The sequence below is a fragment of the Natronosalvus sp. KLKA75 genome (assembly GCF_059736265.1).
The window spans coordinates 706,751-720,129 of the sequence record NZ_CM185522.1 but is presented as its reverse complement, the minus strand read 5'-3'; the positions used below and the strand labels follow the sequence as shown (position 1 = coordinate 720,129).

At 58.4% G+C, this 13,379-nt stretch carries 9 protein-coding genes and 2 pseudogenes; 6 read left to right on the top strand and 5 right to left on the bottom strand.

Features of this window, described 5'->3' with window-relative positions; translation table 11 throughout:
* Positions 1 to 162: 162 nt before the first annotated feature.
* From AC6I65_RS03475 to AC6I65_RS03465, 3 genes are all read left to right on the top strand, one after another.
* Positions 163 to 576 (top strand): hypothetical protein, encoded by a 414-nt coding sequence (locus AC6I65_RS03475; protein ID WP_497902681.1) that lies wholly within the window; start codon positions 163 to 165, stop codon positions 574 to 576.
* Between the two features lie 89 nt (positions 577 to 665).
* Positions 666 to 1,007 carry a hypothetical protein gene (locus AC6I65_RS03470; RefSeq protein ID WP_497902680.1) on the top strand — a complete coding sequence of 114 codons (342 nt, stop codon included), beginning with the start codon at positions 666 to 668 and terminating at the stop codon, positions 1,005 to 1,007.
* 3 nt (positions 1,008 to 1,010) lie between these two features.
* On the top strand, positions 1,011 to 1,274 hold the full coding sequence (locus tag AC6I65_RS03465; RefSeq protein WP_497902679.1) for a hypothetical protein: 264 nt from the start codon (positions 1,011 to 1,013) through the stop codon (positions 1,272 to 1,274).
* A 211-nt stretch (positions 1,275 to 1,485) separates the two neighbouring features.
* Here the strand turns inward: AC6I65_RS03465 and AC6I65_RS03460 are convergent, their stop codons facing one another.
* Complete coding sequence (locus tag AC6I65_RS03460) at positions 1,486 to 2,175, bottom strand: methyltransferase domain-containing protein (protein ID WP_497902678.1); 690 nt, start codon at positions 2,173 to 2,175, stop codon at positions 1,486 to 1,488.
* A 195-nt stretch (positions 2,176 to 2,370) separates the two neighbouring features.
* On the opposite strand from AC6I65_RS03460, the pseudogene AC6I65_RS03455 reads away from it, so the two are divergent.
* Positions 2,371 to 2,490, top strand: a pseudogene (locus AC6I65_RS03455) (IS6 family transposase); the annotation flags it as partial.
* A gap of 78 nt (positions 2,491 to 2,568) precedes the next feature.
* Here AC6I65_RS03455 and AC6I65_RS03450 read toward each other — a convergent pair.
* The gene (locus AC6I65_RS03450; RefSeq protein ID WP_497902677.1) at positions 2,569 to 4,977 is read right to left on the bottom strand and encodes an MFS transporter; all 2,409 of its coding nucleotides are present in this window, start codon (positions 4,975 to 4,977) and stop codon (positions 2,569 to 2,571) included.
* 313 nt (positions 4,978 to 5,290) lie between these two features.
* Here AC6I65_RS03450 and AC6I65_RS03445 point away from each other — a divergent pair.
* Positions 5,291 to 5,530, top strand: a pseudogene (locus tag AC6I65_RS03445) (UDP-glucose 4-epimerase); the annotation flags it as partial.
* 58 nt (positions 5,531 to 5,588) lie between these two features.
* Here AC6I65_RS03445 and AC6I65_RS03440 read toward each other — a convergent pair.
* Entirely contained in the window at positions 5,589 to 8,942 is a 3,354-nt protein-coding gene (locus tag AC6I65_RS03440) for a hypothetical protein (RefSeq protein ID WP_497902676.1), read from the bottom strand.
* Between the two features lie 1,382 nt (positions 8,943 to 10,324).
* Between AC6I65_RS03440 and AC6I65_RS03435 the strand changes: the two genes are divergently transcribed.
* Entirely contained in the window at positions 10,325 to 10,657 is a 333-nt protein-coding gene (locus tag AC6I65_RS03435; RefSeq protein ID WP_497902675.1) for a DUF5789 family protein, read from the top strand.
* A gap of 303 nt (positions 10,658 to 10,960) precedes the next feature.
* Here AC6I65_RS03435 and AC6I65_RS03430 read toward each other — a convergent pair whose 3' ends face one another.
* Positions 10,961 to 12,262, bottom strand: a complete 1,302-nt coding sequence (locus AC6I65_RS03430; protein ID WP_497902674.1) for a hypothetical protein — start codon at positions 12,260 to 12,262, stop codon at positions 10,961 to 10,963.
* 394 nt (positions 12,263 to 12,656) lie between these two features.
* Positions 12,657 to 13,283 carry a helix-turn-helix domain-containing protein gene (locus AC6I65_RS03425; RefSeq protein WP_497902673.1) on the bottom strand — a complete coding sequence of 209 codons (627 nt, stop codon included), beginning with the start codon at positions 13,281 to 13,283 and terminating at the stop codon, positions 12,657 to 12,659.
* Positions 13,284 to 13,379 lie beyond the last annotated feature (96 nt).

Here is a 13,379-nt window from a genome sequence, read left to right as displayed (position 1 = left end):
CAGAACAGCCAATGGGAGTTTTGCCGTGAGCCGGACCACGGATCGATAGTCGAAGCAATTGTCGCAATGGTGTCGGGGCCGACACATATATCTGGTAGAATTTCAATCTATTAGACACGCAATTCGAGTCGGGGGACTCGAGATCACAAAAGGGGGCTATCAATGGAAATCATAGACGAAATAGGACGAATTGGAGGGGTAATCAACGTAATCGACGTACTGGTTATTCTGTTTACGACTGCTGTCGCTGTCGCGGGCTTAACACTAATTGAGGCGGGAACCCTCGCCATTGCAGTTACCATCGGACTGGCCTGCGTTGTGGTATTTGCATTCGCCTGGACAGACGATCCAACGGTGGAAACCGTACACGCGACGCTCGACCTCGGGACTCAACCACCAGTTGTTGCTCAACGAGTAGTCGATGGCGAACTCGATATCTTCGTTACCGATACGTTTGTCACACCAGCCGACACTGGCGACGGTATCAGAACGATCGTCCGCACGCAAGTCGATAGCCGATCATATCAAGAGACCCCCAACACAGGAGTCAATCAATCGTTCCCGATGCCGAGATAACAGTCCAGTCCGGTGATCGGGCCATAGAGGCGACTATCGTCGACGTAGGTGGTGAGCCAAATCTCGGTCGATCGACCCGAGAGTTAGCGGTGACTACCGAGGTCCCTATCGATATTGCACACGAGACCAAGTCGGGCGACGAGTACGTCGTCGCTGGACGCACGGTTGCCACAATCGAGCGCGTCAACAAGTACGGGACCGCCGACGCCGATCGAGTAGAGGTCGTCGCCGGATTGACTGTCGATACGCTGGCCGAGAACGAGACGCAAACGTTCGCAGACAAGTCACTCCGAGTGGGTGAATCCGTTCGGTTCCGAACGGACGACTATGCGTTTACGGGAACCATCGTCCGCGTCAATACTCTCGAAGAGCGCGGGAAACCGGTCACGCAGCTCATTCGTGCCGATGGCACGGATCTACCGCCAGAATGAAAAGTGGCGCTGAAACCGGGACTCGAAGAGACGTTCGACGGGGAAACAAACGCATGTATTCGCTCGATCGAGACGCCGGACGACAGCACAGCAGGCGCTGGGCTGTGTGCCGACGGTGGGAACGATCTCGTGCTGACAATTGAACTCGCGGCCCGAGAAACGGGGTCCGGGCTGCAGTTCAAACGTCGACCACTCGAGATCGGGGCGACGATCACGCTCTCACTAGGGACGATGACCATTAGCCCAACAGTCGTCTCCCTTGAGTGAGTAGATTACACAAATATTAACTGACCGAATTGTTCGTGTTTCTTGAACGCAACCCGTACCCTATATGGTCGTTCCCACAGATGACGAGTTCATCATATCTTCAGACAAATGGCGACGTTGTTAGTCCAGCCCCGATAATCACGCCACTGATGATCACCGGATTCTTACAGTTGCTTAGATCAAGAACAGCGTGTGACACAGACCCTCGTGATCAGGATGGAACGCGGTATTGGATGAGGTAGCTAACGTGATTCTCTGGCCGGTTTGCCATCACCCGATCATACAGAGTAAACAGGATGTGAATCGGGAGTATGGTGGTGTAGCCTGTCGGCCCGGGGAAGCTTGTGAGTCTCTCTAATTCCCACCTTTCGACGCTTGTTATGTCCGAATAGGTTCCCCATTTGTACTGGGTTGGAAACCGATCTTCCTCGTGGTCCTCTACCCCCTGGAACTTGAACCAGAGCTGATGAAACCAGAACGGCGTCAAATCGGCAATTCTGGCGTAGTAGTGGCTCGGATTCGGAATCAGGACGACGAACGAGCCCCCAGGGCGGAGGACGCGGTCGATCTCTGCCAGCGCCGCGCTCGGGTAGGGAAGATGCTCGAACACGTACTCAGAAAAAACAAGGTCGAACTTCTCATCGGCAAACGGGAGCCGCTGCCCGTCGCCCGTGATCTTTGTCATCGTTTTGTTCTGCTTGAGCCCGTTCGTATCGGGATCGAGAGCGACGACTTTACCTTTCCGTTCGAGTTGCTGTCCCAGTTCATGGCGATCACGGCCTGAACCGAAGTGAAGCGCCCGCTCGAAGTCGATTGAGTCAACCCACTCTTTGTAAATGTCTCTCGGGTTCTCAGCAGGGGGTGCTAATATCTCGTCAACTCGAGAGTTGAATCGCACCATCGCAGACCTTACATTCATTTCCCGACAAATCCATTCGAAGACAATATTAATCTTCTGGAGTTTAGGTGGTGCTGCATTTGGAATGGCAATAGCATTCGAGGCCCCCGAAGGATCGAAGTTTGTGTTAGTAAACTCGGTTTCCAGTGAATCGAGTTCCGTACACGTTTGTTTCCAACCCAGGGACGAGCTATAACGTTTCACACGTTGAAAGTGCGGGTTGACCGTTTTCATAACTCGTGGGTTAGCAGTCGGGCTAGCGTGAGAAATTGACGTGAACAGTTCCTACACTACTACAACACACAACGACTGCATTAGCCATTCAATGGACAGACAGCAGTGGAGGTGCTAAACTAGTCAGCGCCGTTGTTTCGATAAGGTCTGTAGCGCTACCGATCACTCCTCAACAACCGTCTCCCCCTCAAGCACGTTAGCTTCCGTAACCGTCACTTCCTGACCACCAACCGTGTACTCTCCGGCGTAGGGAACAGTGACCTCGAGCGTACCATCCGATCCGACCTCCACATTACGCTCGTAGACCAGTTCCGCACCGCTCACGGTCACCTCAGTTCGTACAGTTACCGTCTCTCCTGGTTCGTCGGTGGCATTGATCGTCGCTCCCGGCACGACGGCGAAGGCGGCCGTCGACTGCTCGTCATCCACGTACAGCAGCTGATAGTGGGCAAGCGGTTCCTCTCCAGTTCCGAGATCCTCAAGCAACTGATGCTGAGCGCTCGCGGCAACGGGCGGGCTGTTGAGGGCCTCGAGCACAATGTACCCTACTCGCCCCTCGAATTGGCCGTAGTACCCGTCGGGATCGATACTGGAACTGAACTCCCCATAGTTCCTCCGAGCGTAGTTGTAACTCTCCGCTTCGCCGCTGACGAAGTAGTTGTACACACGGTTTTCACCCCATGCGCTCAGGACGAAGTTCTCGGGATAGGTGCGATTCCACTCGGTCGCGTGTTCGTCGATGGCCTGGGCGGCTGCGTACTCGGACTCGCTGTAGGTTATCTGGCCCGACAGGCCGGGAACGAAGAGCAGCCCCATGCCACAGACGAGCAAGCCAATGCCAAGGAGGTAGGCCACCTGCTGCCGTTCGGGGAACGACATTTTCTCACCGCCGTCAGCAGCGACTCGTCGATCCTCGGTCGACCGAAACGGCACCGGCCGTCTGGAGAGATCGATCGCCGACAGCAGGTAGACGAAACCCAGCCCGCCTAGCACGGCGATGGGGATCATAAACTGGGCGGCAAAGCGAATCTGGATGCCGGCGAGCACCATCAACACGGCGGCGTACACCGTGAGCAACAGCCACGCCGGCTCGTACCGACGGGTGCACAGCCAGACCGCCCAGCCCATCACGGCGACCCCGAGGTAGAAGCTGATCCCGAGCTGGACCAGCGGGCCGAAGAGCACCATGTACTCCGGCGTGAACAGCGACACTGACTCCGTGTACCCCTCGCGAAGCAACAAGTCGTCGGCTCGAGCCTGTGCGTCCGCCCAGTCGGCGGGCCGAAACCGCCGGAACAGGTAGATTCCCAGCGCAGTGATGGCAGCCTCGAGGGCGACCATCCCGCCGACGTGGAGGTCAAGAGTTCGCCACAGCTCACCGAGGCAGACCACACAGAGGGCGCCGCCGAACACCATTGCCGGGGTGAGCGCGACGAATCCCAGCTGCCAGTCCCAGGAGACGTACAGCCACGCCGACAGCGCGCTCCCAATCCCGAGTCCAACAAGCAACGGTAGGTTGGCGAGCGTCGGCGAGACGCCGTCGCGGGCATCGAGTGCCGCCCGGAAGCCGACGTAGACCGCCAGCGGCATGAACAGCAGCGATGAGCCACCCCAGAGGTGGGCCGAAATCCCGAGCGTGAACCCCAGCACGAGCGCCCAGACCCACGTGATCGGCGAACGGAGATGCCCGCGAATCGCTTCACGTGTTCCTGCCCGCTCGCGTCGACGCGTCAGATCCACTGCGAGCCACGCTAGCGCCAGCAGCGTCACGCCGAGCCAGAAGTACTGGTGGAGGCGGTGCTCGAGGAAGCCGACCTGCGTGTACACTGCGTGGACGGGGGCGACCGCCAACAACACCACCGACGCGATGCCCACGCGGGGGTCACGTGTGACGACGACGGCTAGGGCGTATACCACGACGCCTAACGCCAGCGTCGCGACGACGGGGAGCCAGGCGGCCACAGTATCGGCGGCCGCCTGGTCACCACCGAGCAACGCCGCGAACCACCAGTTAAGGGCGTGCGTGAGCGGCCGTCGATTCGTCGCCCCTTGGGGCATCTCGGCGAGTAAGCCAACGTTCATCGGATTCGTCGATTGGGACAGCAATTCGTCCATCCAGTAGCGGTAGTAGTACGGATCGTTCCCCGGCGACACCACGTCCTCGCCCCGGAACACCGACCCATACTGCGTCAACCGCATCGCGAACAGGAAACACAGCGCGCCGACCAGCCCCGCGAGCGCTCGGACGTCACCCCAGACGCCCAGCGTCGGCGACCAGTCCTCGAGGTCAGGCAACGCAGGCCCGGACCCAGTTGTGACGCCCTCGCCGTTGATCGCCGCCCGGACATCCTCGCGGTCGGCAACCTGGTACTCGCCATCGGTTTTCTCGACGATCCCGCGCGAAACCAGTTCGCCGAAGGTTCCAGAGTCCACGTCGACGTCCTCGAACGTCCAGGTCTCGAGCCGCGAATCCACCTCGAGAACGGTCTCGAGCGCCTGCACACCGCCGTCGCGGTCCTCGAGGAATTCGGTGGTCGCCTCGTGGACAGCGACGCGGTCGTCGTCAGCCATTGGACCAAAGGTGAGTGTCGTGTGTGATGACTGTTTCGTTCTCCCTAGGTGTTCCCCGGTTCAAGACTCAGAGGCGAGAAAACCATCTCGGGTAACGCTCCCTGTGGGGTGGAAGAAGGAATACGATTTCCTGTTTTATCACCGTGCTCGCCATTCCGAGTGATGAAAGTTCTGGTTATGGGCGGAGCGGGGTTCATCAGCGGCCACATCGCCGAAGGATTGGCTGGCCGCGGTCACGGCCTCACAGTACTCGACACCTCGAGCCCTACTACGATCCCGGGATCAAAGAGCACAATATTGACGCAGCGAAGTCGGCGAGATCATGAACGTGGGCTCGACGGACACCATTGACGTCCTCACCCTCGCGGAAGTCATCCGCGAGGAAATCGATCCCAGCCTCGAGCTCGAGTTCACTGACCCGCGGGAGGGCGACGCCGAGCACACCCACGCCGACATCTCGAAGGCCAACGAACTCCTCGGCTACGAGCCGAGCGTCGACATTCGCCAGGGCGCCGCCAAATTCATCGACTGGTACCGGGAGAATCGGGCGTAGTACGACCCGCTCGTCCGGTCGTCTTGAAGAACGATAATACGTCGAACGAACCCGATCGTCACTCCGTTTCGTCGGCGTCCTCGAGGCGACGTTCGAGTAGATAGCCGAGTCCTCCCATGGTTCCGACCGCGCTTACGATCCCAAAGCCGGGCATTCCGTCTTCAGTCTCACGATCGTCAGCACCACCGGAGTCGGACGAATGGTCGTTCGGAGAGTCGTTGCTCGGTTCAGGGGTGTCGTCATCCTCGTCAGTATCGTCACGTTGGTCTTCGTCATCCGTCTCGTCGTCGCCCGTTTTGTCCTCGTCATCCGTCTCGTCATCGTCGCCTGGTTCGTCCGGTTCATCCGACTCATCCTCACCATCCGGTTCGTCGTCGGAGACCAGGGCGACCGTTCGCGACACGCCGCGTTGATCCAGTTCGATAAGATAGTCGTACTCGTCGGGCTCGAGGTCGCTCGTATCGAGCTCGAACTCGACTGTCTTCGACGAGCCAGGGTCGAGGGTAACTGCGATCGACTCGACCACCTCCTCGTCGAACGTAAGTGCGACGGCGTCGTCCTCTGTGGTGGCGCCGTCGTTCGTCACGGTAACGGAGACGACGAACGGATCGCCGGGTTCAATCGACGCAGGCGCTTCGACCGCCGCGATCCTGAGACGACTCTCCCAGCTAAGCATCGGATACCCGTCGGTCACGGGCCAGCTCGAGTCGAAGTCGAAGCCATCCAACTCATGGGCCGCGGCCTCACCGGTCAATTCTTCTGTCGACAAGCCGGTACCACCCCCGATCGACGTATTTTGTCCGGTCGTGTCCTTATCCCAGTAGGAATCGACGATGGTCGGATCGCTTCCGGTCGCGATCAGGCCACCGCCGCCTGAACTGTCGAAGGTAGCCGCTGCGTACGACTCGACGAGCATCGCGTCGAACGCCTCGTGGCCGATCAGCCCGCCGACGGCCGACGGACTCTCGAGGTGGCCGAGCACATAGCATTGGGAGATCGAATCGCCCGAACTCTGTCCGAGGAGGCCGCCGACTTTGCGGTCGCCGACGACCGTTGCATCGATAACGACGCGGTCGATTTCGATCTCGCTCGAATCGTTAGGGCCGGTCATCGTTCCCCCGACGAGTCCCCCGATATCCGACTCGCCTGCAATCGTTCCGGACACGCGCACTTTCGAAACCGTCCCCAGTCCGTAGCCAACTCCGACGACACCACCGACGAAATCACCGCCAGTGACGGTTGCATCGACCAGGCGGAGATTCCGGATTTCGCCGCCGTGCAGTTCGCTGAACAGCCCGACGGCGTCGGCTGCCGAGTCAATCGTCAACCCACTGATCTCATTACCGGCCCCATCGAACACGCCCGAAAATGAATTTGCTGAACGACCAAGCGAGAAGAAATTCGTGTAGCTCGAGAGGTCGATAGCGGACGCTAGTTCGTAGTGTGCATCCATCTCGAAGTGAACGTACGCCAGTTCTCGACCGTTCTCGATCCGATACGGCTCCTCGCTCGTCCCATTGCCGAGCGCCGGTCGTTCCGCGATGACCACAGCGGCTGCGTCGGATTCACCTTCCACGCTGGCCGTGACGGCGAGTTCGTCCGCGTCCGTGGACGAATCTATTTCGATGACCGTAGACACTGTCCGGTACTCGCCGATTTCGAGCGCAATCGGCTCCTCGCTCACGACGTCACCGTCGATCGAGAAGGTGACGAGCGCCCCGTCCAGATCGTCCGGATCGCCGCCCAGCGTTCGAACTCGTGCGTCGACAACGACCTCGTCACCGCTCAGGACGGCTGGATCGGCGGTCGTTTCGACCGAGACCGCCGGGTCGTCCGGCACACCGATCGTCTCCGTGTCGACGGCGATCGGATCGATGCCGTGGGGGTCGTCGTCGACGATCCTCGCTACGACCTCCCTGGTCTGTTCGAAAGGAACGCCGTTTGCGTCGGTGGACACCTCGAACGTCTCGCTCCCGTCCTCACCGGGTTCCAGCGCCCGCATCACGGACGCCCCGCCTTGCTCGGTGTCGAGCCGGAGCGTTGGCGTCTTCACCGGGTCGTACGACGCGGCGAGTTCGTACTCGACAGTCACCTGCGATTCGCCGGCAACCGGCGCCTCGACGAGTTCAACCTGACCCACGACCGTGGCCGTCTCGCTGGCCAGTGCCTGCTCGAGATCGGTCTGTCCGGACTCTAATAGAGCGACGTCGATCGTATCACCCGCGACCAGGGACTCTGTCAACTCGAGCGTCGTCAGTAACTCCTCCTCAGGCTCGAGTGCCGCCGGGTCGACCGTACTGTCGCTCCCGGTCTCGTCGAACACGCGGACGTCGTGGGTCGACGATTCGGTCGTCAGCGCGTGCACGTGAACGGTCGTCGCGCCGATAGCCGGTGGGGTTGAGAACGCGACGGAGTGCGGAACGACGCGCTTTCGGTGAAAGGCGACGATCTCGGAGTCGATCGATCGATGACCAACGTTCGGATACGTCGTCACTCGGCCGGTCGCATCGGCCTCGTCGTAGACGGACTTACAGAACGGCATCCGATCTTCCTGCATGTGCTCGCCGTAGACGTCGAGCGCGATTTCTTGCTGTCTCGAGTTCCACGCGTCGCCGTACGGAATCGTATCGTTCTCATCGTCGCCACCCATGTAGACCAACTGGGCCGTTTCCGCCCAGGCCCCTTCGTCGAACTCCTCGCCGACGAGTGACGTAAGGTCGGCAATGCCGATTTGGTAGTTCAGCGTGTGGTTGCTCGCTTCCGACAGTGGGAGGATCGCCGTTCCATTAATCCCACCAGCAGTGACGGATCGAACCAGTTCGGGATGCAGTGCCGTGAATCGGTTGACGAAGTTCCCGGACGCCGAAAACCCGTTCATGAGGATATCGTCGGCGACCGGAATCAAGTGATCCGCGAGTTTCGCCTTCGCGTCCTCGATCATACTGATAAGTTGGAGGTCGACGCGGTGGAGGTCCCCGGACTCGATCTGCATCGTCTCGGTGTCGAGCGCGTGGACGTAGTGCGTCCAGTCGACCGGTTCCGAACGAGGGCGAGGAAACACCGGGACGAGCATCGGAACGCCGAGCGGATCGCTGAGCGCGGTCGATCGCCACTCGATCAGTCGCTCGGCCGATTCTCGATGAACCTCGAAGTCATCAGTATTTCGTCCAGTGTTGTTCGGTTCGACCAGAATCGGCCGCTCATGATTGTCGTCAATCGCAGGTGCGTAGAGGTAATACGGATAGTTGAACCCCGCATCCGGATCCGCCTCCACGAACGAGATGTCTAGTTCAGGCGAGACGGCCCCGGTCTCTCCGGTCGCCGTTCCGCTCGTGAGCACGCAGGACGCTAGCACCGTTCCGGCGCCGGTCGCTTTGAGCATGTCGCGACGGCGCATCCGAGGACCTGTCATCGGCGCACCCCAAACCGGCAATAAACGGCGTCAGGTCGCAGTTTGCCAAAGTCACAGTTCGTCTCATACTCCCTTTGTTCGTTCATTGATTATTCCCTTCTTCTTTCATTTATGCTTAGTTCTGGCGGTCGTCGTTACCGAGGCTGATTTTGGTCACAAAGGATGGATCAGAGGTGGGGTTGGCAAACGGCAAGGGGTTACTCGACGTCACCCTGGGGTCATAGCATCGAGTACTACTGGGTGACGACGCTCCTGCTGGAGTGCATATAAGAGGAAGTTGCCGTCTACAGCGGCCACAAAAAGCTTGTATGACTTTACCGACGAGAGGATGGATTTCCACCCGAACCTCTCCACGGAGGTCCAAAAGAAACTCTGGGACCTCGGTGAATCACCGTATTGGCCAGAGCGCCTCAATGGTCATAACCACGGCAACTGTCCGGAAGAAGTGTGTAGAGGTGGCCTATAGACGAACCTAGGAGGAGATCCTGGGGTGGGCGATTATCGCTCGAGATGGCGTCCAGGGGTAGAGGTAGGCGCAAGCAGGACAAAGAGAGTGACCCGAAAAGAGAAAGAAATTACGCTCTCAAACGTTCATAATCGGTTTCCGTCTTGCGTTTTCTGGGTTGGCAGTAACCAGGAAGAGAAACACTATGAAGAGCGTCTCAGATCCAATCCAAGAAATTGGATTCGGTGGTTTAGAGCCTTCTCTGCAGGGATCTCACTCACCCACTCGAGTCGAACGTGTAGCCGTCCAGTACACGACTCGAAAGTTCATAATCGGTTTCCTGCTATCGGTTTTGGGGTGCTAGACCGCATTGGAATTACCGAAGAGACCGAGACCGTTCTCGAGAAGGAAAACACACCCGAGAGCGCGTCTCGAACCGATTATGCACGTTTAACGCCTCGAGTCCTGCATCTACGCAGCGAGTACCGATCACGAAACGGGACTCGCTCGTCCACTAACCTCGACAATCATCAAAACACACGCGAACGCCCCCTAATCGCCTCGAGAGATCCCTTACTCGTCGATTGGGTCACAAGCCATACGCTCGAGTGAGATCCTTATCGTGCAATCCTTCCTAGACTATCTCATAATCGACTCTCGAAGAGAGACCAAACCTATTCTTCCGGACGTAAAACCCGATTATGAGGCATCTGAAACGCGATTAGCACGTATTGTTGTAACCCTCAGAGATAACAAGAGTTGTCTGCTGAATACAGAGGATATAGTCAGCCCATCGACCTTGTTTAGTTCATCCACACTGAGCAGAGTCAACGGACACACATGGATACGAATGTACCGATCCCAGGAGAGGTCTGTAGAGGCGGTCGCACCGATGAGCGACCACACCGTTATCCGAATCGATCTCCTATTGCACGCGATGGCAGATGACAAACAGGGCCGAGACAAACAAGCAGATGACGAAGAGCGACGCCAGCAAGAGCGAGAAGTTGAGGAAGCACGTACCCGGGCCGATGAGGCTGAACCGATACCCAACGACACTGTTGAGCAGCTTGATGACCTAGATGAAGCACTTGAAACCCATGACTATCCAACCACGACGAATGACTTGATCGAGGCCTACGGCGACTATGAAATCGAAACGCAGGACGGGTGGGAATCCCTTGATGAAGTGCTTGGCCCAACCGACAACCAAACGTACGTTTCCGCCGATGACGTTCGAAGCCGGATACTGGGACGCATACGTCGCTGATGAATACGCCCCAATCACCCGCGCCTCGCCAGTCGGGCATTCCTGGCTCTAATACGCACCTCCTCTGTTCTGAGCGATCACCACCTTCGAAACCCGAACTGAATCTCGTACAACATTCTCGCCCTGTACTGAGCGATCCCCGGCTCTCGTAGATCGCCTGTCATCTCGTGCGACATTCGTGCCCTGTATTCAGCAGCGTCTGAATTACCTACTAAAATGCCACCAGGACAGGCGTGCTGTATATAGAGTAGACATGCCTGCGATAACGTCCTCCGGGTAATCGTTCCCGAATGTGAGAGGCGATCAAGACGGGCTTTCCTCTTCGTGCCATCGCTGCATGTGCTCGGCGTGGGTATCGAGGTACGCACCGGCTTTGAAATGCGCGTCGTAGTAGTCCGTGTCAATATGGTGTGCCTGGACGCAACCGGGCAGCACCATCGTCGGCACCGTCCCCGGGAACTTCCCGTGTTTGTCGTAGACGTACTGGGCGATCTCGCCGAGGCACTCGACCGTCTCGTCGCCGTATGGCTCGATCGAGCGTTTCACCGCTTCGCTGTCCTCCCACGGACCAGACGTCGCCGGGTCGTAGGTTCCGCCCGGTCCGAACTTCCGCTCGACGAGTTCGTCGACCGCCGCGTGCATGTCTGAGTAGTAGGGTGGACAGAGGCCCTCGTACCGGTCGTCGAGGCCCACTGGATTCGGTGCGGTCCAGTCCTCATCGTCGACGAACCGGAACCCGAGCCCGTCGAGATCGTCACGCATCGGGGCACCGAACAGGCTCAGTTCGTTGATCCCCGCGAAATACAATCCGCCAAGTCCCATCGCCTGCATCGTGAGCACCATGTTGTGTGCCATGAACGCCAGCTCGGCACAGTTCTGTTCTAGGGTGGCGCGTTCGAGGAAGGACAGCGGGAACGCCTTATCGGCGTCTAACAACCCCGATTCGATGTACGGCCCGAGGTCGCCGGCCGGTTCACCGATCTCGTCATCCATGATCACGTAGCCGTTCTCGACGAAAAGACAGAGGAGCGCCAGCATCTCTTCGCTGGCATCGCCGACGGGCATGAACAGCGTTGACCCCGGCGTATTGGTCCACCAGTGGTTCGGTTCGAGGATGTGGCCGGACTCGGCGGGGATGTCCACCCGCTCGTCGTCGAGTTTCTCAGTGTGCGCTCTGGCCACTGCCATAATGCGTTCGGCGTCGTCTTCGAGGTCCATTGCCTCGCGGAGTCGGCTCGGTTCGACGCTCCGGGTGTTCGTTAGGTATGTGCCGTCGTCGTCAGTGTAGAACAGGACCGGTGTGCCGATCCCGGCCGCCGTCGGTGCCGTTCGACCGGTCAACCGAACTGAGAAATCGGTGTGCTCGTCCGGCCGATGCGGACCGAACGGAATCCCGTAGTTCCACCCGCTCACCCCGATCCCGGCAGCGACGAGGACCGATTGCTCGAGGTCGGATAATGGAAGCGGGTCGGCGTCCGATTCGAACGCCAGCGGCCCCGAGGGGATCGACAGACCACGACCGAACCGACGGGACCGTCGCCCGAAAATGGCCTCAAGCAGTGGATACTCTAACAGTTCGATAAGGGATTGTGTGGTGTCAGGCATGATGACTCCTCAATGGGTTACCAGACATCGATTGTAGTGAGAGCACTTGCAGGTCTGGCGATGTTCTGTCTGCCATGGGTTAGTTGACCTCTATTCTACTATGGGAACCAGTCACATAACGCCACCCCGTGAAACATTTGCAAGGGTTGAACAAGATGCCTGTTTGACTAGGGAAACGGTGTGTTAGGAATCAGTCCGCTACTGAACGAAATGGGCCTACTATCCAGCAGTTGCTGAACGTCCTGCTCAGATTCTGTCAGAAGGCGCGTGCTGAATACTGAGGATGAGTGCAGCAACGTAGTATCTGCAAGCGGTGTCGCTCTCGGCAAATTCGTCATCGGTTGTCTGCGACAATCGGATGAGACGAGAGCGATTCGTCTCCCTCTATCGTCGCCTACGAGATGAATTCCTTGATAATCCGACCTTCAGCTCGATGGAGGACACCACTAGCCGCCGATTGATTGACCCCCAACGTCTCTGCAAGTTCGACGAGCGTACAGCCGCGGGGACTGTCGTAATAGCCCCGTTCAACCGCTTCAGTGATGACCTCCCGCTGGCGCTCGGTCAGAAGTCCGGTCGAGTCGTATGATTGGGTTACCGACAGTATCTCATACGGAATGTGAGCCGCTGCTAGCTCGGTAGTTAACTTCGACAACTGCTCCTGTGAAGCAGTTTGTACACCGGATGCCCATCCGTCTCGGATGATGAGCGGAAATCGCGGAAGGATCTCCATCGAACGTCTCGCCTCATACGTTGCCGGCATCGGAAACACCAACTGGATCAGCACCATCCCGTCGTCGGAATGGAGCACTTCGTACGTGCGCACCTCCGGCGCGTCGTCGAACCGGCGAACGATGGCGTCCCCATCCGATGTCGTTACTTCGATCAGCTCGAGCACGCCATCGTCTACAGGCTGGCTCGTCAGAATCTTGAACTCGGCGTCCGAGAAGTCGGTCGAGACACCAGCCAGCCAGTTGTCGTCGTCTGCCCCGATCTCGACTTTCAGGTGTACACGGACCATACCACTGGAGTTGGCTGGCGAGTGGCTTAACAGACTGCGTAGTGACTTAAAAAGGCGAATATATTCACGGAGAAATCCGTCGTCTCAACACGCGTA

Excerpts from the sequence above, each read along its gene's own strand:
- AC6I65_RS03450 (WP_497902677.1), bottom strand. The coding sequence starts at position 4,977 with ATGGCTGACGACGACCGCGTCGCTGTCCACGAGGCGACCACCGAATTC.
- AC6I65_RS03430 (WP_497902674.1), bottom strand. The coding sequence starts at position 12,262 with ATGCCTGACACCACACAATCCCTTATCGAACTGTTAGAGTATCCACTG.
- AC6I65_RS03425 (WP_497902673.1), bottom strand. The coding sequence starts at position 13,283 with ATGGTCCGTGTACACCTGAAAGTCGAGATCGGGGCAGACGACGACAAC.
- AC6I65_RS03460 (WP_497902678.1), bottom strand. The coding sequence starts at position 2,175 with ATGGTGCGATTCAACTCTCGAGTTGACGAGATATTAGCACCCCCTGCT.
- AC6I65_RS03440 (WP_497902676.1), bottom strand. The coding sequence starts at position 8,942 with ATGACAGGTCCTCGGATGCGCCGTCGCGACATGCTCAAAGCGACCGGC.
- AC6I65_RS03475 (WP_497902681.1), top strand. The coding sequence starts at position 163 with ATGGAAATCATAGACGAAATAGGACGAATTGGAGGGGTAATCAACGTA.
- AC6I65_RS03435 (WP_497902675.1), top strand. The coding sequence starts at position 10,325 with ATGGCAGATGACAAACAGGGCCGAGACAAACAAGCAGATGACGAAGAG.